This window comes from Pseudomonas sp. GZD-209, from assembly GCF_049310485.1.
Lineage (GTDB): Bacteria > Pseudomonadota > Gammaproteobacteria > Pseudomonadales > Pseudomonadaceae > Aquipseudomonas > Aquipseudomonas sichuanensis.
Genome location: NZ_JBMOWQ010000197.1, coordinates 13,475 through 32,554, shown reverse-complemented (window position 1 = coordinate 32,554; position 19,080 = coordinate 13,475). Strand labels below are relative to the sequence as shown.

Here is a 19,080-nt window from a genome sequence, read left to right as displayed (position 1 = left end):
CGGTCTGAACTACTCGACCAGCTCGACGTAATTGGACTCACCCCCTCCAGTGGCGCCAGATAACCAACCCCAGACAAAGTGCAGGGTCGTGCGGCCTGCTTGATCAACGCCCACCGTACCCCGGGACCAGCCGGCAAGAAGCTCGCCCTCGGTGGTCAAGCACTGGAACAGCAGCTCGATGGTATCGGGGCCTGTCACGCGGCCTACCTGGTTACCAGTACGGATCCGTCCGCCTTGGTAGGTGCTGTTGATGGCACCATCGTCGATTGAATAGTGGAAGACCGTGCCAGCCCCCGATAACCCTTGGGTGTTGCTGGCTACCGAGAATCGACGGTTGTTCAGCCGTGCTGCGATCTGGGGAAAATCAGTTACCGACGCTCGTGTGTCGTTCATGGCGAAATCCATTTCATAAACGCACACCTTACCCGAGGCGGCGATGAGTGTTCTATCTGAAGGTTCGGGTATGTGCGGAGTTTGGATGGCCGCAATCGACCCAAAGCGGCCAGTCATGCCAGAGGTGATCTCTGTGGGAGCGGGTTTATCGAGGCGTCGAACCGCCGCGAACACGGGCGAAGCCCGTGCCACCCTCCGAGTTGCCTGCTTCGCGGGTAAACCCGCTCCCACAGGGGGCGCGCCAGCCTCGGAAAATGAGCAAGAGCAGCACCATCGCAATGGCAGCTATGGGTCGCAAGCGCTCGCTGTCACACGCATGCCTTGAGCCATCACGACCGGCCTGCCTTAGTGGAGAAAGTGATCCTTGACGTAGCGCACCGTCTTTTCCAAAGCGCGCGCCATATCGGGATGAGTTAACTGATACTTCAGCTCTAATTGCTCGCTATTACTCATATCGAAGCGCTGCGTCTGGATGAAATCCAATGACTCGGCGCTGATCGCAAATCGCGCTGCCAGCCCGGGAATCATCAAAAGCCACCTGAGCAACCCTATCGGTACATGCTGGCGGGGCGCCTTGACCTCCAGCGGTTTTGCGATCTGCTCAAGCATGCCCTGCAGGCTCGATGTGTGCTCATAGAGCGCCAGGGCCTGCCGGTTGGCCATTGAAGGATCGAACGCCACACAGGTCATCATCGCCACCAGGTAGTCGACGCTGACTAATGGCAACCAGTGCCTGGAGGAACCGGGGACCGCTTTGAACCGACCTTGAGCCAGATTTCGAATGAGTTCGGCCAGAGGCTGCCCTTCCAGGATGTGCCCACTCTCGCTGTGGCCACACACCGTAGCAGGGTGAACGATCGTGTAGTCCGCGCCCGCATCCTGCATATAACGGATGACGGCAAAATGGGACTCGATCTTGCTGCCTTCGTAGCCACCTACACGGCGGTAGACTGCGGGCCAGTTTGTGTTTTCAGGGCACTCATGATCAACACCGATACTGGCCAGGTGATTAAGGTTTTGCAGCATGAAGCCGCCCACCATCAGCAATCGAATGCGCTGACCCGCCGCAAGCTTGGCGACCCTCAGCGCCCCTTGCACATTGACTGCTCGGGCGCGCTCCATGGACAGCCCCCAGGAAAACTCCGCCGCGAGGTGGAAGATCACAGAGACCGAAGACACGCACTGCTTGTCCGCCTCACTGAGCCCAAGCCCTTCTCTGCTGATATCGCCCTCAACGGCATGGATATACGCAGGATTACCGCCAAGTTGACTGACCTGTTTTCTGAGACGCTCAATGTTCCCTGGGGTGCGCATAAGCACCCGGGTCTTGTACCCTTTCGCAGTAAGACGGGCCAGTAAATGTTGCCCCACAAACCCACTGCCGCCTGTGACGAAGCATTCCACGCTCATGCCTGATCCCTTGTTTGGATAATGGGTGCAGGCTAAGGTGTAGAGCACGCTCTACAGTCAAGGAGTTTTTAGTGTGAACGTTGGAGAGTTGGAGCGCCGCAGTGGCGTCGGCCGGCATGCATTGCGCTATTACGAACAGCTCGGGCTTATCGTGGCACAACGACAAGCCAACAATTACCGCAGCTACAGCGATCAGACGGTTGTTGACCTGGCCTTTATTCAGAGCGCCCAGAGTGGCGGTTTTTCCCTGGCTGAAATTGGAGAAATTCTTGCAGCCCAGCGAGGCAACAAGATCGATTGCGCGCAAGGCGCAGCCTTGGTTGCCAGCAAGATGGCTGAAATTCAAGCGAAGATCACCACGCTGCAAGCTGCTTATGTCCTGCTGAGCGCGGAGCATGCGAAGCTTGAAGCCAGTGCCATTGCCAACGGCCTGATCACTCCCCACTTACCTGCCCATCTGCATGGCTCGACGCCCTAGGCTCTGTACGAAAAGTTTTGTGGGAGCGGGCTTGCCCCGCGATGGAGTGCGAAGCGCTCCTATACCCGATATCAAATAGTGTCAAAGACGCCGCGAATCCAGGTTTTGCTGCCGCGTTGCGCGCAGATCGCGGGGCAAGCCCGCTCCCACCAATCCCCGTGGGAGCGGGCTTGCCCCGCGATAGGGCCGGTAGCCTCTGAACGGACTTCCCATGCCCCCCATCCCCTACTGGCGCCTGTCCAGCTTCTACCTTTTCTACTTCGCCTTGCTCGGCTCCACGGCGCCGTTCCTGGCCCTGTACTTCGATCACCTGGGCTTTTCCCCGGCACGCATCGGCGAGCTGGTGGCCATCCCCATGCTGATGCGGTGCATCGCCCCCAATCTGTGGGGCTGGCTGGGTGACCGCAGCGGCCAGCGCCTGTTGATCGTGCGATTGGGGGCTTTGTCGACCCTGGCGACCTTCTCGCTGATCTTCTTCGGCAAGAGCTACGCCTGGCTGGCGTTGGTGATGGCCCTGCACGCGTTCTTCTGGCACGCGGTACTGCCGCAGTTCGAGGTGATCACCCTGGCTCATCTGCACGGCCAGACCGCGCGCTACAGCCAGGTGCGGCTGTGGGGCTCGATCGGCTTCATCCTCACCGTGGTCGGCCTGGGGCGCCTGTTCGAACAGTTGAGCCTGGACATCTACCCGGTCGCCCTGGTGACCATCATGGCCGGCATCGTCGCCGCCAGCCTGTGGGTGCCCAACGCCCAGCCGCCGGAGCATGCCGAGCGGCGCGGGGCAGGGGGCTTTCTCAAGCAGGTGCTGGCCCCGGGCGTGCTGGCGTTCTACCTGTGCGTGGGGTTGATGCAACTCAGCCACGGCCCGTACTACACCTTCCTCACCCTGCACCTGGAGTCGCTGGGCTACAGCCGCGGTGCGATCGGCCTGCTGTGGGCGCTGGGGGTGGTGGCCGAGGTGCTGGTGTTCATGGCCATGAGCCGCATCTTTGCGCGTTTTTCGGTACGCCGGGTGCTGCTGGCGAGCTTCCTGCTGGCCGCCGTGCGCTGGCTGCTGCTGGGCAACCTGGCGGATATCCCGGCAGTGCTGGTGCTTGCCCAGGTGTTGCACGCCGCCACCTTCGGTTGCTTCCACGCCGCTAGCATCGCCTTCGTGCAGTCCAGCTTCGGTGCCCGCCAGCAGGGCCAGGGCCAGGCGTTGTACGCTGCCCTGTCCGGCACCGGCGGTGCGCTGGGCGCGCTGTATTCGGGTTACAGCTGGAAACTGCTGGGCCCGCACTTCACCTTTGGTATGGCCAGCGTCGCGGCACTGGCGGCAGCCGTTATCATTGCCCTCCGTTTGAAAGACAGCAGGAACGACCCCTGATGAGCATCCTCAGCGTTTTCCACCGCAGCAGCCCCGAGCTTGCGAACAAGGTACTGACCCACCACGACGATATCGTCGCCACCCTGGCCGAGCAGGGTGTACGCCTGGCGCGCTGGGCGTCCGGCGCGCGCCTGCGTCCGGGCAGCAGCCTGGCGGAGGTGCTGGACGCGTGCCGCGCACCGCTCGACCGTCTGATGAGCGAGCATGGCAGTGCAACCTTCAGCCTGCTCAGCCGCGATGGCGTCGACCCCGCCGAGGTGGACTTGCGCGACGAGCATGTGCATGACGACGAGCAAGTGTTCGCGCTGATCAGCGGGCGTGCACAGCTGAGCCTGCGCCTGGGTGATTTCGTCTATGCCGTGCTGTGTGAAAAAGATGATGTGCTGGTGGTTCCGGCTGGCACCCGGCGCTGGCTTGACCTGGGGGACACGCCGTTCTGCCTGGCGTTGCGGCTACACGCCAGCGAGCAGGGCGTGCAGCCGCGGTTCACCGGTGATGCCGGTGCCCGGCAGTTCCCGGGGTTTGGCGAGCTCTGAAAAAGCCGCTTAGCGGTAGGTTGGCAGCGCGAAGCGCTGCTGGCTCTGCAGCCTGGAGATCACTGGCAGTTCACTGGCCTGTTCGGCGAGGTCACGGCGCAGCGCACTGATCGCCCACGACAGCTGTTCGGCACTGTGCAGTTGCGCGTAGCTCAGCACTCGGCGGGTGACCACGCCGTCGGCGGCGCGCAGGGTCAGCAGTACACCGCCGTCCGGGCGGGCCTTGGTGTCCACCTGATAAGCGGAAAACACAGAGACGAACTTTTGCTGGATGAGGTCCATATCAACTCCTGACTGATGTGTGGGCAGACATGAGTTGGGTTTTGCAGTGATCGTGCCACTCTTTTTGCTGTAAAAAATCATTTAAAAACAATGACATAGATGTGATTGCAGAGTGCCTGGCATTGCATTCTGCAAGGTCGTGCAATTTGCACAGTGCAATTTGCACGGTCATAGCTTCTGTCTTTGCCCCCCATAGAATCTGAACCTTTGACCCGCTGGCGGTGCCTGACCAACACTTGGGCTCATTCAATTGCCAGGAGGTTCCAGATGTCCGACCAACAGCCCGCGCCCATGACCGCCGAAGAAACCGCCGCATTCGCCGAAGAAGTCTTCGAGCGTGCCCGCCGCGGCGATGCGCCGATGCTCGGGCGCCTGCTCGACAGCGGCTTGCCGGTCGATCTACGCAACCACAAGGGCGATACCCTGCTGATGCTGGCCAGCTACCACGGCCACCATGAAGCGGTGCAGGTGTTGCTCGGCCACGGTGCCGACCCACTGATCGCCAACGACAACGGTCAGTTGCCCATCGCCGGCGCGGCATTCAAGGGCGACCTGGCGATGATTCGCCTGTTGCTGGAGCAGGGCGTGCCCGTGGACGCCGCCGCAGCGGACGGCCGCACCGCACTGATGCTGGCGGCGATGTTCAATCGCCTGGAGATCATCGACTACCTGCTGGCCCAGGGCGCCGACCCGACGCGCCGCGATGCCGGGGGCGCCACCGCACTGATGGCGGCGCGCACCATGGGCGCGACGCACGCCCAAGCACGCCTCGAAGCACTCGCCGGCTAACGGCCCGGGGGCGTTTGCGGCTATCCTTGGCGCCTTTTCACGCCAACCCGCAGGGCCCCCCCATGAAAGACCAGTTGCTCGAACTCATCCGCCTCATCGCTGCCGGCTGCATGCGCGATGAAGATATCGAGCGCATCGCCGACGAGGCCGCCCAGGCCTACGCCGACCCCGCCGCCTTCCTTGCCGCCAACCCGGACATCAATTACGACGATACCTTCCCGTTCCCACTGGGCGAATGGGTGGTGGTCGGCAGCCTGCCCGACACCGTGCTGTTCCAGGCCGACAGCTACCAGGACCTGTTCCAGCAGATCAGCGATTCGTTCGACAAGAGCGTGCCGTTCACCCTCAAGCCCAAGCAACTGGCGCGTACCGAGCCGTTGACCGCGCTCAACCGGATCCAGGTGCAGATGGGGGCGCTGAACAAGGAAGCTGGCGGTTATGTGCTGCTGAACTTCAGCCAGTTGCTCGACGACGAGCTGCAGGTGGTGATGGTGGGGCAGAACGACCTGGCGCGGGTGCTGGAGCTGGGCGCTGCGGTGGGGATCAAGGTCGAGCCGGCGCTGGAAGCATTGAAGGTGGCTGTGCACGTCTGAAATCTGCGCCGCTCTTTTCGCGGGTAAACCCGCTCCCACAGGTACTGAGCTGGCCTCAGGCCCTGTACAAAACCTGTGGGAGCGGGTTTACCCGCGAAGAGGTCGGTGCAGTTTGTCGACGGCCTCAACCCAACGCGGTATCGAGAAACATCATCACCGCAAACCCGCCCATCAACCCCAGTGTCGCCGCGGTCTGGTGGCCGTTGCGGTGGGTCTCCGGAATGACCTCGTGGGATACCACGAAGATCATCGCCCCCGCCGCCAGGCCCATGCTGATCGGGTAGGCCAGGGCGAAGCCGGTGGAGATGCCCAGGCCGATCACCGCACCCAACGGCTCCATCAGGCCGGAACCGATCGCCACCAGCGCCGCCTTGAAGTTGGACAGCCCCGTGGCGCGCAGGGCCAGGGCGACAGCCAGACCTTCCGGAATGTCCTGGATGGCGATGGCGCTGGTCAGTGGCAGGCCGATGCTCATGTCGCCGTTGGCGAAACTCACACCGATGGCCATGCCTTCAGGCAGGTTGTGCAGGGTGATGGCCAGCACGAACAGCCACACCCGGCTCACCCGCTCGGCTTGCGGGCCACAGGGGCCCGTGCTTTCGTGCTCGTGCGGGGTGAAACGGTCGAGGCCGAGCATCAGCAGCACGCCCAGGCCCATGCCCAGCACCACGGTGAAGGCTGCGGCCGGGCCGTTGCCGGTGATCTCGCGGGCAGCGTCGAGGCCGGGAAGAATCAGTGAGAAGGAACTGGCGGCGAGCATCATGCCGGCGGCAAAGCCGAGCATTACGTCCTGGCTGCGCGCGCTGACGTCGCGCAGCACCACCGCCAGCACCGCGCCCAGCGCGGTGGCCGCAAAGCCGGACAGGCCGCCGAGGGTGGCCAGGGGGAGGTGGTCGGCATGATCGCCATTGAGCGCATTCCAGATGCTCGCCAGCAGCAGGGCGACGATGGCCAGCAGGCTCAAGCCCAGGCCGGCGCTGAGCCAGGGCGTGGTGCGGACCTGTTGCCGCCAGGCGCCGAGTGGCGAGAAGGGGGCGGCGTTGTGGGTTTGGGCTGGGGGCATGCGGACCTCGAAGCGATGAATGCTGCCAGTCTATCCACTGACTGGCCCGTGGGACCAAGGATTCCCCTCTATCGAGGCCATAGCCAGCTATGCTCTGGCTCACATTCACCTTACGGGAGCGGCAGCATGGGCTCTACTTTCAACGGGCTGGTCGGCCTGATCATCCTCGCCCTGGACATCTGGGCGGTGCTGAACGTACTCAAAAGCAGCGCCGAAGTCGGCATCAAGGTGCTGTGGATCCTGCTGATCGTGCTGCTGCCGGTGCTGGGGCTGATCATCTGGGCCATTGCCGGCCCGCGGGGCAACCTGCGGATCTGATCGCCTGCTCCCGCGAAAAGCTGGCATCAGCAGTTACAATTTGCTGACTACAAGGCCTATCCTGCCATAGCCTGTAACAGGCGCTATCGACAAAATTTTCACACTCGATTTTCGAGAATCCGCGCCGCACAATACCGCCCTGGTCCGGCGCCATGATCGATGGCAAGGCCTGGCTGTCGGCGATTTCGCCCTTTTCGCAAACCCGCAATCCTAGGACCTCTCCATTCATGGCTATCACGGACGCCCTGAAGCAAGGGGGCGCGCGAGGCTCGTTCTCGCCGACCCTGAAATCCCACCTGGCCTATACGCTGCTCAGCGGCCTGGTGATCATGCTGATGCTCAGCCTCGTGCGTCTGGCGCTGCTGGTCTACAACAGCGACATGATCGGCGACACCCCTTACTCGACCGTGGCCGAAGGTTTCCTCAACGGCCTGCGCTTCGACCTGCGGGTGGTGGTGTACATCAGCATTCCGCTGCTGCTGGCCCTGCTCAGCCCCTGGCTGATGGCCCGGCGTGGCCTGTTCCGCCTGTGGCTGACCATCGCGTCGAGCGTGGTGATGTTCCTCGGCCTGATGGAGATGGATTTCTACCGCGAATTCCACCAGCGTCTGAACGGCCTGGTGTTCCAGTACATCAAGGAAGACCCCAAGACCGTCATGAGCATGCTCTGGTACGGTTTCCCGGTGGTGCGCTACATCCTGGCCTGGCTGGTCGGCACCTGGCTCTTGAGCCTGCTGTTCAAGGGCATCGACCGCCTGACCCGTGGCGGTAGCGCCAGCCTGCAAGGCGCTGGCACGCGCACCGTGGCGCCCTGGTATGGTCGCCTGGTGGTGTTCGTGGTGATCCTGCTGATCGCCGTGGTTGCCGCCCGTGGCACCCTGCGCCAGGGCCCGCCCATGCGTTGGGGCGATGCATTCACCACTGACTCGAACTTCGTCAACCAGCTTGGCCTGAACGGCACCCTGACCCTGATCGATGCCGCCAAGAGCCGCTTCGGTGAAGACCGCGCCAACATCTGGAAAGCGACCTTGGACCAGAACCTGGCCACCCAGAGCGTGCGCGACCAGCTGCTGACCCCGCATGACACCCTGGTCGATGCCGACGAAGCGGCGATCCGTCGCGACTTCGTGCCGCCCCAGGAGCGCACCCTGCCGATCAAGAACGTGGTGGTCATCCTGATGGAGAGCTTCGCCGGGCATTCGGTGGGCGCCCTGGGCAGCGAGACCAACATCACCCCGTATTTCGACAAGCTGGCCAAAGAAGGGCTGCTGTTCGATCGCTTCTTCTCCAACGGCACCCATACCCACCAGGGTATGTTCGCCACCATGGCCTGCTTCCCCAACCTGCCGGGCTTCGAATACCTGATGCAGACCCCGGAAGGCGGCCACAAGCTGTCCGGCCTGCCAGCGCTGCTCAGCGCCCGCGACTACGACGACGTCTATGTCTATAACGGCGACTTCGCCTGGGACAACCAGTCCGGGTTCTTCGGCAACCAGGGCATGACCACCTTCATCGGCCGCAACGACTTCGTCAATCCGGTGTTCTCCGACCCGACCTGGGGCGTTTCCGACCAGGACATGTTCGACCGCGGCAACGAAGAGCTGGCCAAGCATGACGGCAAGAAGCCGATCTATGCCCTGCTGCAGACGCTGTCCAACCACACCCCGTACGCGCTGCCCAAGGACCTGCCGGTCGAGAAGGTCACCGGTCAAGGCCGCCTGGACGAGCACCTGACCGCCATGCGCTACTCCGACTGGGCGCTGGGCCAGTTCTTCGAGAAGGCGCGCAAGGAGCCGTACTTCAAGGAGACCCTGTTCGTCATCGTGGGTGACCACGGTTTCGGCAACCACCAGCAGGTCACCGAGCTGGACCTGGGCCGCTTCAACGTGCCGCTGCTGCTGATTGCCCCGGGTATCCAGGACAAGTTCGGCGCGGTCAACCACACCGTGGGCACCCAGGTCGACATCGTGCCGACCATCATGGGCCGCCTCGGTGGGCAGACCCGCCACCAGTGCTGGGGCCGTGACCTGCTCAACCTGCCGGAAGGCGACCAGGGCGTGGGCATCATCAAGCCGTCGGGCAGCGAACAGATCGTCGGCCTGGTGCAGGGTGACCGCATCCTCATCGAGTCCAAGGACATGAGCCCGCGCATGTACCGTTACCAGCTGGGCCGTGAGTTCAAGGCCGACCTGATCGAAAGCCCGGACGAGTCGCAGTTGCAGAAAAAACTGGAAGCGTACATCCAGACCGCGACCAAGAGCCTGCTGGACAACACCGCTGGTGTGGTCCATGGCACGCCGAAGTAAGTAAGTCGCTGCATCGAAAAAGCCCGCCCTGACCCGGCGGGCTTTTTTTATCAGGTTTCATGCTTGGGGCTGAACAATTGCCCCCTTGTCACGGTCAAGTTAGTACGCAGTTTCACTCACCGTAGTGGTAGCGAGGGCTGATCGATGAAAGAGTGGGAAGTGCGCTTTGCTGACCAGAAGGGCGAACCGCAATCGCTGTTGCTCACCGCCGAGCAGCGCCCCAGTGAGGAAGATGCCGCACGGGCTATTCGCTCCCGTTTGTTTCCGCTGATGGATGAACTGGACCTCAACGATTTTCAAGACCGCAGCTTTTCCCCGACTGCACGTTGGCTCAAGGAGCAGAGCGGCGTCACCATCACTGCTATTCAGGAAGCCCCCTGAACAACGGGTTTCTGGCGAGGTGCCGGCTCAGGCACTACGCTGCATGAAGGCGTGGGCCTAATCTGCGGACCCGCGTCGTCTTCATTCTCGTTTTGCATCAGCTCTAAACGCCAGGCAAGTCTCAAGTGCCAGGCAAGTGCGTTGTGCACGGAAAGTCTATCCATTGCATTGCAGGAGGACGTTTCATGAGCAGCCTGAACGACGATATCAGCAGCAGTGTCCTTAGCCAGATGAAAGCTGGCGGTTTTGACTTCACCCGCATCCACCCCATCGAGTTCTATGCCGTTTTCCCCGACGAGGCCTGCGCGCGCCGGGCGGCGGGGCAGTTCCGTGGGGAGTCGCTCAGTGCCCAGGTGAGCGAGCGTGACGATGGCGCCTGGCATCTGGAACTGAGCAAGGTCATGTATGCCACCTACGGGGGGATTGGCGCTTTCGAGGCATCGTTCGAACGCGTAGTTTCGCCCTATGGCGGCGAGGTCGAAGGCTGGGGCGTCAAGCAGGAGCGGCCGATCGCCTGAGGCCTGCAGGAGCGGCACAAGGCCGCTCCTGCAGTCAGCGCAAGATAGGCTTCACTGTTTACGTCCCGCCATATGTTTCAGATACGCCAGCAACGCATCGAGCTCCTGCTCGTTCAGCACCTGCGTGGAAAACCCCGGCATCCTTGCCTGCGGCCACCGCCGCAGGCTCTGCGGGTCGCGGATGTACTGGCGCAGGAACGCCGGCTGGAAATACTCGGTGGGGTTGTGCGGCAGGTTCAGGTCCGGGCCGAATTGCGCGTCGCCTGCGCCATTGAGGCGGTGGCAGGCCAGGCAGTTCTGCTGGAACAGCGCGAAGCCCTGGCGCACCGGGTCGTGCTCAGGCAACGCGGGGGCGGGCAGCAGGGCAGGGAAGCGCACCTCCACCGCAGCCAGGCGGCGGATCGTGGCGATCTGGAACGGCCATTGTTCGGGGCGGATACCGCTGGCCTGCGGGTTGGTCCAAACCAGGTAGAACGGCCCGGCGCTCGGCTTGCCGGCGGCGAGCGGCGGCCAGCCATGGGCGGGGTCTTCGATGGCCAGCCAGGCCTGGGCCGGGCCGCTTTGCAGCAGCGCAGCAGCCGGCATTTCGGCGGCGAAACCATCCAGGGCCACGGCTTGCAGGTGATCGGCCGCGCTCACCCCTTCGAGCAGCGCCGCAAGGGGCACTGCGCGGTAATGCACTGCGCGTTTGTAGGCCACATCCTGTTCAATGGTGATGTCGCGGGCTTGTGGGTGGTGGAGCAGTTGCTCGCTCTGCCATTGCTGGTGCTTTTCACCCAGCTCCAGGTTCAACTGCGCCGCCGAAAGCAGCGGTGTGAGCAACAGGCAGAGCAGGGCGAGGTACAGGCGCATGGGGGTCTCCAACCATCAAGGTCGGCAGATTACCCGTGCACTGCCCGCAAAGGCCACAGCCACCGTCAGCCAAACAGCCGGGTGAGGTTCGGCAGAATGAGCAGCAGTGTGGTAGCGAACAGAATGAGCCCGGCTTGGCGTACTTTCGATTGTCTGAACATGGCGGACCGCCTTCTTGTTGTTATTCCTGAATAACCCTTGGCTTCCCTGTCACGCGTCGGGTCGATCGCAGTGGCGTGGTAAGACGCCGTCGCTGCTTGCCTCGTGTTTTGTCGATATACAACCAACAGTAGGGCGCGCGTCAGGGATGTTTCAGAACCCTTTGTTCTATTGGGCTTGCCATTGATATCCGAGCGTTTTAAGGCCACTGGCCACCTCGCTGGCACGCTCTGGCTAGACGAGTGCGCGCAGGGGGTTACCGAGGGTTACAGGGCCTACCGTTCGTCCGGACATCCTACTTGCTTGTGCTGATATTTCGCGTCAGTCTTTACAGCAAATCCCACCCACATGTCGTTCAGGACTACCGCTATGTCGTTACGCATCTGCATCCTTGAAACCGATGTCTTGCGACCGGAGCTGCTCACGCAGTACCAGGGCTACGGAAGGATGTTCGAGCAGCTGTTTTCGCGTCAGCCGATTGCTGCCGAGTTTGACGTTTACAACGTCATGAACGGCGACTACCCCCCGGACGGCGTAGCCTTCGATGCTTACCTGGTCACAGGCAGCAAAGCCGACTCGTTCGGCGACGACCCGTGGATCCAGACCCTCAAGGCCTACCTGCTCAAACTGTATGAGCGCGGCGAAAAGCTGCTGGGCGTGTGCTTCGGCCATCAACTGCTGGCCTTGACCCTCGGCGGCAAGGCCGAGCGCGCCGACAAGGGCTGGGGTGTGGGTATTCATCGCTACAGCCTGGCGGCCCATGCCCCGTGGATGGACCCGCAAGTGTCCGAGCTGACCCTGCTGATCAGCCACCAGGACCAGGTCACCCAGCTGCCCAAGGATGCAACGGTGATCGCCTCCAGCGATTTCTGCCCGAACGCCGCCTATCACATTCGCGATCAGGTGCTGTGCTTCCAGGGCCACCCGGAGTTTGTCCACGACTATTCCCGCGCATTGCTCGATGCGCGCCAGGACTACCTGGGTGAAGAGGTCTATCAGAAAGCCGTGGCCAGCCTGGCCACCGAGCACCAGGGTGACCTGGTGGGCGAGTGGATGCTGCGCTTCATCCAGCAGCCGGCCAAGTCCAAGCCTGACGCTGCGTGATCGATCGCGGGGCAAGCCCACTCCCATGGGCGTGGGAGCGGGCTTGCCCCGCGATGCGTTCTACAGCCAGCCCGAACGCTTGAAACTGTAGAACAACCCCGCACACCCCAGCCCGATCACACTGAGCACGGCAAAATAGCCGTAATGCCAGCCCAGCTCCGGCATGTTCTGGAAGTTCATCCCGTAGATCCCGGCAATCGCCGTGGGGAACGCCAGGATTGCCGCCCAGGCCGCGAACTTGCGCTGGGTGATGCTCTGGCGCGATGACTCCAGCAGCATACCGATCTCGATGGTCTGGCTGGCGATGTCGCGGATGCCGGCCAAATCCTCCATCTGCCGCGTGACGTGGATCTGCACGTCGCGAAAGTACGGGCGCATGTTCTTGTCGATGAACGGAAAGTTCAGGCGCTGCAGCTCCTCGCTCACCTCGACCATCGGCGCCACGTAGCGGCGCAGGCGCAGGATGTCGCGGCGCAGGCTGTGCAGGCGCTGGATATCCTCTTCCTTGAGCGAGTTGCTCAGCACGCTCTGTTCCAGCTCTTCGATCTCGCCGTGGATGGCTTCGCTGACGGGCTGGTAGTTCTCGGTGACGAAGTCGAGCAAGGCGTACAGCACGAAATCTTCACCGTGTTCGAGCAGCAGCGGGCGCGCCTCGCAACGCTGGCGCACCAGGGCATAGGATTTCGAATGGCCGTTGCGGCAGGTGATGATGTAGCCGTTGCCGGCAAAGATGTGGGTCTCGATGAACTCCAGCCGACCCTCGTGGCGTACCGGGGAGTAGGTGACGATAAACAGCGCGTCGCCGAAGGTTTCGAGTTTCGGCCGGCTGTGTTTTTCCAGGGCGTCTTCGATCGCCAGCTCATGCAGGCCGAACTGACGCTGCAGGTTGGCCAGCTCCTCGGCATTGGGCTCTTCAAGGCCGATCCAGACGAAATGCCCGGGCTTGCGTGCCCACTCGGCGCCTTCATCGAGGCTGATGTTGGTGACTTTCCTGCCCGCGCTGTACACCGCAGACGCGACGACTCGACCCATGGTTGTCCGCTTATTCGGTTGAACACGACGAACAGCTTGGGCTGTGTGGGCGCTTGGGGCAACCCGTAGACATGAAGATTTGCGCAGGCCTTAACGCCGACAAGCCGCAGCTCCTATATGGTGGCGCACGCGGTCGAGGTGGGAGCCGGCTTGCCGGCGATGGGCCCGAGAGCCAGGCTCAGTTGCCTGGCAGCTCGTTTTCCATATGGTCGATGCAATGCTGCATCTGCGCCTGGCACTGCTTGATCAAGTCGGGCAGGTCCTGCTGGGTCAGGCCTGCGGTGGCGATCGGCGCCAGCGAGCGAATGATCACCGTGCGCCGGCGCCAGCTGTTCAGGCCCATGCGCCGCGTGTAACGGCTGACGCACACCGGCACGATCGGCACGCCGGCTTCGAGGGCCATGTGGAACGCGCCTTTCTTGAACGGCAACAGCTGTTCGCCCGGGTTGCGCGTGCCCTCGGGGAAGACCCAGATCGAGGTGTCGTGGTGCAAGGTGCGGGTAGTCGCCTGCAGGGCCTGGCGTGCCTGAAAGCTGTTTTTACGGTCTATCAGCACGTTGCCGCCCAGCCAGAACAGCTGGCCGAACAGCGGTACCCAGCCCAGGCTTTTCTTGCCGATGGCCACGGTGCGCCGCGGCACCACCTGGCCAATGATGAACAGGTCGTAGTTGGACTGATGGTTGGCAATGATTACGCAGCCCGGGGGCTGGTCCCACAACGGGCCGACCTCGGCCTTGACCTTGATGCCCATGAACCAGGCGGCGGGCACGCTGTAGAGGCGGGCGAACAGGCGGCTGTTGTCGGGGTTGAACGGGCGCAGCAGGCCGATGACCAGGCCAAGCACTCCCACCAGCAGGAAATGCAGCCCCAGCAGGAGCATGCGAAGCAGATAAAGCATGGTACGACTCACACAGAACGATCGCGGCGCAGTGTACGGACGTGCACTGTTGGCGGCAAATGCTGTGGGAGGCTTGATGTCTTGTCTGTAGGAACGGCCCGACAAGGCCGATCCCACAGGCGTTCTGGGCAGCCAATCAGCCCAGGTGGTTCTGGTCCGCCAGGATGGCCTCGTCCAGCAGCTCCAGCAGGCCTTTGCGCACCTTCAGCTTGGTGTTCTTGTGCGCCAGCATGTTCAGCTTCTTCATTTCGCGGGCGACCGCGGTGGCGGTTTCCAGCAGTTGCTCGGCCGGCACCACCTTGTCGAGGAAGCCAGCGTCCACCGCGCCCTGCGGGTCGAACACCTCGGCATTGTTCACCGAACGCTGGAAGGCTGCACGGCTCAGGCGGTCACGGGCCAGTTCGATACCGGCATGGTGCATGGTCATGCCGATCTGCACTTCGTTCAGGCAGATCTTGTAGGGGCCTTCGACACCGATGCGGTAGTCGCCCGACAGCAGCAGGAAGGCGCCCTTGGCCACGGCGTTGCCAGGGCAGGCGACGATCACCGGGAAGGGGTGCGAGAGCAGGCGGCGGGCCAGGGTGGAGCCAGCGGTGACCAGCCCGACGGCTTCTTTAGGGCCGGCGGTCATTACCTTGAGGTCGTAACCGCCGGAGAGAATGCCCGGCTGGCCGGTGATGATCACGATTGCACGTTCCTCGACGGCGCGGTCGAGCGCGGCGTTGAACGCCTTGATGACCTCCGGCGAGATCGCGTTGACCTTGCCGTTGTTCAGGGTCAGGGTGGCGATGCCGTCTTCGGCGTGGTAGGTAATCAGCTCGCTCATGGCAGAGTCCTTAGGGGGGCGTGGCGACGACGTTACCCAGCGTCGCCTGCCAGGTAAAGCACCAAGGCTGACCGGTTGGTCAGCGCCAGGCCGCTACCCCTCGCGCCATCGGGCCGGCGCATCTGCTGCAGGTAAAAGCGCAGGCCACAATGGCAGCTTTGCCTTGATAACCGAGAGAATTCGGCCAATTGGCTTAAGCGCATGAAAATTCTGAAAAAAATGCTTGCCAAAGAAAGACTCTTCTACTAAATTAGCGCGCCTCGACAGGCTAAACAGCTTGAAGAGAAACGGTGAAGTGTCCGAGTGGTCGAAGGAGCACGCCTGGAAAGTGTGTATACGAGAAATCGTATCAAGGGTTCAAATCCCTTCTTCACCGCCACATTCTACGAGAAGCCCCCGAATCGAAAGGTTCGGGGGCTTTTTGTTTTGGCTGATCCGTCAGCCCCATGAAACCCTGTGGGAGCAACTGTCTTATGTTGTCAGTGCTGGTCTCATCGCTGGCAAGCCAGCTCCCACAGGTACGATGCTTGCCCCGAGGTTAGCGCGGTCCATGTGGGAGCGGGTTCACCCGCGAAAACCGGCAGCGCCGGTGCCATGCTTCGCGGGTTGATCGCAGCGGCGAACCGCCGCTTGCACAGGAGGCGCTTCGAGTCAGAAGCTCACCGACGCCGACAGTCGCGCAGTGCGCGGTGCGCCCTGGAACAGGTAGTTGTCCCCCAGGTAGTCGCCCACGTCGCGCCAGTAGCGCTTGTCGAACACGTTGTCCACGGTCAGGCGCAGCACCGTGTCGTAGCCGCCGATGCGGGTGCTGTAACGGCTGCCGAGGTCAAACACGGTGTAGCCGCCGACTTCGACGTTGCCGGCTTGGCTGGCGTATTTGCTGGCGCTGTAGCGCGCGCCGCCGAGCAGCGCCAGGCCCGGCACGGGCAGGGCGTAGTCGGCGTGCAGCGCGGCGCGCAGGCGTGGCACGTTGATCGCCTGGTGGCCTTCGTAGGCGTCGGTGCCGCTGTCCTGCACCCGGGCGCGGATCGCCGCGGCACTGGCCTGAAGCTGCAGTTTCGAGGTCACCCAGCCGCTGGCGCCCAGTTCCAGGCCGGTGTTCTTTTGCTGGCCCTGCTGCACATAGGCGAAGCTGCCGTCGTCCTGCGGCTGCGCGTACTGGTAGGCCTGGCGGATCTGGAACAGCGCGGCACTGAAGCTCATGCCCTGCCAGTCGCGCTTGATACCCACTTCCAGCTGGCGCGACAGGGTGGGGGCGAGGATCTCGGCGGCGTTGCTGGCGAACCAGGGCGCGGTGCCGCCACTGGAAAGGCCTTTGGAGTAGCTGGCGTACAGCGTGGTATCCGCCTGCGGCTTGTAGATCAGCGCGGCATTGGGCAGCAACTGGTACTGCCGGGTATGCCGGCCAGCGATACCGTTTTCATCCCAGGTCTTCTCGTCCAGGCGCACTTCGCGAGCGCCGATGACGGTCTGCCAGTTTTCGTTGAAGGTGATGCGGTCACTGACGAACAGGCCGTACTGGCGGCTGTCCAGGCGGCGTTCGCTGTTGCCGATGGGCTTGTCGGACGGCGCCAGCGCCGGTGCACCGGTGTAGATGTTGCCCGTGCCCAGCCACTCGTTGTAGTACGAGCGCTGGTCGAGGGTGCGACGCTGGGCGCTGGCACCAACCGTCAGTTCGTGGCCTACGCCGAACGCCTCGAAGCGGCCATCGAGCATGGCCTGGGCCTCGTCGGTGCGCCGGGTGTCGTCGGGGCTGCGGAAGTCATAGATGTCGTAGTCGCCGTTGCTGGCAAAGAACGCGCCTTCACTGGAGCCCCAGGCAAACGCGCTGTAGTCATCGATCACCACCTTGCTGCGCGACGCGCTCAAGGTACCGTTCCAGTCATCGTTGAAGCGGTACTTGAAGCGCCCGCCCAGGTTCAGCGAGTCGTTCTGCACCGGCTTGGCCCACTGCTGCCAGGCCAGGTGGTCCTTGGGGTCGATATTGTGTGGCAGTTGGCTGCCGCCCAGCAGTTGGTAGCCCGGCACCGAGTACTGCTCGCGGTGCTGGTATTCAGCGTCCAGTTCCAGCACGGCGTCGGGGTTGATCTGCCAGTCGGCGGCCAGCGAGGCGAAGTCGCGTTTGCCGTCGGCATGGTCGACATAGCTGCGGATGTCCTCATGGGCCAGGTTGACGCGCAGGCCGAACTGGCGCTCGGCGCCGAACCAGCCGCCCAGGTCGGTGGCCAGGTAGCGTTCGCCCTGTTCGTTGCTGGAAACGCTGAGGGTGCGCACGTCTTCGGTGCGCTTGGTCACGTAGTTGACCAGCCCGCCAGGCTCCGATACGCCGCTTTGCAACCCCGACAGCCCCTTGAGCAGCTCGACCTGCTGCTTGTTTTCCAGTGCCACGTTCTGCTCACCGGCGATGGTCTGGCCGTTGATCCGGTAACTGCTGGCGGCATTGAGCTCGAAACCGCGCACGTTGAAGTTCTCGTAGTAACCGACCGGCGCATAGCTTTCACCCACCGAGGCGTCGCTCTGCAGCACTTCGCTCAATTTGCGCACCTGGCGGTCGTCGAGCAGCTGGCGGCTGAACACGCTGACCGCCGCCGGGGTATCGAGCAGTGGCGCATTGTGCAGCCCGCCGACCTGCGCCTCGCGGGCCTGGTAGCCATCACTGCCGTACACCTCGGTGACCTTTACCGGCGCCAGGGTCACGCTGTCTGCTGCCAGGGCATGGGCGCTGTGCAGGGCAAGGCCAAGGCCGAGCAGGCCAAGGGGCAGGCGGGGGCGAAGCGGGGTCATGCGGGGCTCCTTGAAAATACCGACGCCGCCGTTATCGGTCGGCGGCGGTCGGCAGGGCAGGTGTCGGGCAGGGGTAGCCCGCCGGCGTTGCGCCGGTCAGGCGGATGCAAAAGGGCGCCATGTTAACAGGCGCGCACGGGCAAGTGCCTGCAAACGCAGGCACTCAGGGAGAAAACGTATGGGCCCCGGGTGAATTCAGGCGGCGACTGGCCGTTGCTGCCGGCGCCAGTTGTCGTCGATCTTCGACCAGGTCTTGCCATCGGTGATGGCCAGCAGCTTGCGCCCATCCTTGAAGGTGGCGATGAAGGTCACTTCGTCCTCCTTGCCACCCAGCAGCAGGCCGGCGAGCAGGCCGACCGGCCCAGCCACCAGTGCCCCGGCCATGCCCCAACCCAGGGCGCCGCCGAGGCTGCGGGTCGATTCCAGGTTGGCCAGTTTCAGCTCCTGGATGCGTGTGAGAGAAATGCGCTCGCCAGGCGAGGGGCTGCGCGGGGTCTTGAGTGTGAGCGCTCCGTTGCGATACTCGCCTTCACCTTGCAAGAAATCGCCGGATTGCACCGTGAGTCTTGTCATCGTGTCGTCCTGTCGGGAAAGGGCTTTTGACCAACGCCTAATGAGCGCCGTGGGCGCGGGCAAGTCAACGGCCAGGCGACGGAGGGTCGTGCGGCCGGTTGTCGCGCAGTAAAGCGCCTAAACGAAATGATGCTTCGAATGAACATCAAGTGGTCGCATTTTCATAAGTAAACTTCGAGCGGATGAATAAAAACCACTGAGTCATTAATTGGGCTCATGGTTTTATCCAGGTTTGCCGGGGTAATAACAGTTTGCGCAAATAACGACATCGCAGTGCCGGTGTTCACAAACGAAAAAAGTCTGTCAGAAAATGCTGGACAGAAAGTTTCACTTTGTGTCAGTTTTTTTGCGCCTCATAAGGGCGAGTGACAGGATGAACTCGCCAAGTGGGAGATTCCTGTCTGACATCAACTGCTTGT

General features: G+C 62.7%; 20 protein-coding genes and 1 tRNA gene. 11 read left to right on the top strand and 10 right to left on the bottom strand.

All coding sequences use genetic code 11. From position 1 onward, the window contains the following. Positions 1-9: 9 nt before the first annotated feature. The gene (locus ACO6VM_RS20835) at positions 10-393 is read right to left on the bottom strand and encodes a hypothetical protein (protein ID WP_401057151.1); all 384 of its coding nucleotides are present in this window, start codon (positions 391-393) and stop codon (positions 10-12) included. Between the two features lie 345 nt (positions 394-738). Continuing rightward, complete coding sequence (locus ACO6VM_RS20830) at positions 739-1,803, bottom strand: SDR family oxidoreductase (RefSeq protein ID WP_422403752.1); 1,065 nt, start codon at positions 1,801-1,803, stop codon at positions 739-741. A 73-nt stretch (positions 1,804-1,876) separates the two neighbouring features. Between ACO6VM_RS20830 and ACO6VM_RS20825 the strand changes: the two genes are divergently transcribed. From ACO6VM_RS20825 to ACO6VM_RS20815, 3 genes are all read left to right on the top strand, one after another. Further along, positions 1,877-2,281 carry a MerR family transcriptional regulator gene (locus ACO6VM_RS20825; RefSeq protein WP_422403751.1) on the top strand — a complete coding sequence of 135 codons (405 nt, stop codon included), beginning with the start codon at positions 1,877-1,879 and terminating at the stop codon, positions 2,279-2,281. Positions 2,282-2,492: 211 nt separating this feature from the next. Beyond that, positions 2,493-3,647, top strand: a complete 1,155-nt coding sequence (locus ACO6VM_RS20820) for an MFS transporter (RefSeq protein ID WP_422403750.1) — start codon at positions 2,493-2,495, stop codon at positions 3,645-3,647. Beyond that, a complete protein-coding gene (locus tag ACO6VM_RS20815; protein ID WP_401057776.1) occupies positions 3,647-4,183 on the top strand; it encodes an oxidase in 537 nt (178 codons plus the stop codon). Before ACO6VM_RS20820 ends, ACO6VM_RS20815 begins: the two co-directional genes overlap by 1 nt. 9 nt (positions 4,184-4,192) lie before the next feature. On the opposite strand, the gene ACO6VM_RS20810 is transcribed toward ACO6VM_RS20815, so the two are convergent. Continuing rightward, positions 4,193-4,465, bottom strand: a complete 273-nt coding sequence (locus tag ACO6VM_RS20810) for a DUF3509 domain-containing protein (RefSeq protein ID WP_125463159.1) — start codon at positions 4,463-4,465, stop codon at positions 4,193-4,195. 267 nt (positions 4,466-4,732) lie between these two features. Here ACO6VM_RS20810 and ACO6VM_RS20805 point away from each other — a divergent pair, with 267 nt between their 5' ends. Further along, positions 4,733-5,254 carry an ankyrin repeat domain-containing protein gene (locus tag ACO6VM_RS20805; protein ID WP_401057778.1) on the top strand — a complete coding sequence of 174 codons (522 nt, stop codon included), beginning with the start codon at positions 4,733-4,735 and terminating at the stop codon, positions 5,252-5,254. Positions 5,255-5,316: 62 nt separating this feature from the next. After that, positions 5,317-5,847, top strand: coding sequence for a hypothetical protein (locus tag ACO6VM_RS20800; RefSeq protein ID WP_110992565.1), 531 nt, complete (start codon positions 5,317-5,319; stop codon positions 5,845-5,847). 124 nt (positions 5,848-5,971) lie between these two features. On the opposite strand, the gene ACO6VM_RS20795 is transcribed toward ACO6VM_RS20800, so the two are convergent. Further along, a complete protein-coding gene (locus ACO6VM_RS20795) occupies positions 5,972-6,910 on the bottom strand; it encodes a ZIP family metal transporter (protein ID WP_401057780.1) in 939 nt (312 codons plus the stop codon). Positions 6,911-7,036: 126 nt separating this feature from the next. Here ACO6VM_RS20795 and ACO6VM_RS20790 point away from each other — a divergent pair, with 126 nt between their 5' ends. From ACO6VM_RS20790 to ACO6VM_RS20775, 4 genes are all read left to right on the top strand, one after another. Further along, positions 7,037-7,228: a PLDc N-terminal domain-containing protein gene (locus ACO6VM_RS20790; RefSeq protein WP_232885000.1), complete on the top strand. Its 192-nt coding sequence runs from the start codon at positions 7,037-7,039 to the stop codon at positions 7,226-7,228. Between the two features lie 227 nt (positions 7,229-7,455). Beyond that, positions 7,456-9,534, top strand: coding sequence for an LTA synthase family protein (locus ACO6VM_RS20785; protein WP_401057783.1), 2,079 nt, complete (start codon positions 7,456-7,458; stop codon positions 9,532-9,534). A gap of 144 nt (positions 9,535-9,678) precedes the next feature. Next, the gene (locus tag ACO6VM_RS20780; RefSeq protein ID WP_401057785.1) at positions 9,679-9,915 is read left to right on the top strand and encodes a hypothetical protein; all 237 of its coding nucleotides are present in this window, start codon (positions 9,679-9,681) and stop codon (positions 9,913-9,915) included. 185 nt (positions 9,916-10,100) lie between these two features. Then, on the top strand, positions 10,101-10,433 hold the full coding sequence (locus ACO6VM_RS20775; RefSeq protein WP_110992570.1) for a ribonuclease E inhibitor RraB: 333 nt from the start codon (positions 10,101-10,103) through the stop codon (positions 10,431-10,433). A 51-nt stretch (positions 10,434-10,484) separates the two neighbouring features. On the opposite strand, the gene ACO6VM_RS20770 is transcribed toward ACO6VM_RS20775, so the two are convergent. Next, positions 10,485-11,285, bottom strand: coding sequence for a cytochrome c (locus ACO6VM_RS20770; protein WP_401057787.1), 801 nt, complete (start codon positions 11,283-11,285; stop codon positions 10,485-10,487). Between the two features lie 528 nt (positions 11,286-11,813). Between ACO6VM_RS20770 and ACO6VM_RS20765 the strand changes: the two genes are divergently transcribed. Next, positions 11,814-12,548, top strand: coding sequence for an amidotransferase (locus ACO6VM_RS20765; RefSeq protein WP_401057789.1), 735 nt, complete (start codon positions 11,814-11,816; stop codon positions 12,546-12,548). Between the two features lie 60 nt (positions 12,549-12,608). Here the strand turns inward: ACO6VM_RS20765 and ACO6VM_RS20760 are convergent, their stop codons facing one another. The 3 genes from ACO6VM_RS20760 to ACO6VM_RS20750 form a co-directional block, all read right to left on the bottom strand. Further along, positions 12,609-13,580 (bottom strand): magnesium and cobalt transport protein CorA, encoded by a 972-nt coding sequence (locus ACO6VM_RS20760; protein ID WP_347149138.1) that lies wholly within the window; start codon positions 13,578-13,580, stop codon positions 12,609-12,611. A 178-nt stretch (positions 13,581-13,758) separates the two neighbouring features. Beyond that, a complete protein-coding gene (locus ACO6VM_RS20755) occupies positions 13,759-14,478 on the bottom strand; it encodes a lysophospholipid acyltransferase family protein (RefSeq protein ID WP_401057791.1) in 720 nt (239 codons plus the stop codon). A gap of 136 nt (positions 14,479-14,614) precedes the next feature. Further along, complete coding sequence (locus ACO6VM_RS20750) at positions 14,615-15,304, bottom strand: crotonase/enoyl-CoA hydratase family protein (protein WP_323830886.1); 690 nt, start codon at positions 15,302-15,304, stop codon at positions 14,615-14,617. Between the two features lie 289 nt (positions 15,305-15,593). On the opposite strand from ACO6VM_RS20750, the gene ACO6VM_RS20745 reads away from it, so the two are divergent. Next, positions 15,594-15,683: transfer RNA gene (locus ACO6VM_RS20745), tRNA-Ser, on the top strand. A gap of 272 nt (positions 15,684-15,955) precedes the next feature. On the opposite strand, the gene ACO6VM_RS20740 is transcribed toward ACO6VM_RS20745, so the two are convergent. Continuing rightward, positions 15,956-18,088 (bottom strand): TonB-dependent siderophore receptor, encoded by a 2,133-nt coding sequence (locus ACO6VM_RS20740; protein ID WP_401057793.1) that lies wholly within the window; start codon positions 18,086-18,088, stop codon positions 15,956-15,958. A 195-nt stretch (positions 18,089-18,283) separates the two neighbouring features. Continuing rightward, on the bottom strand, positions 18,284-18,661 hold the full coding sequence (locus tag ACO6VM_RS20735; RefSeq protein ID WP_347149142.1) for a hypothetical protein: 378 nt from the start codon (positions 18,659-18,661) through the stop codon (positions 18,284-18,286). Positions 18,662-19,080 lie beyond the last annotated feature (419 nt).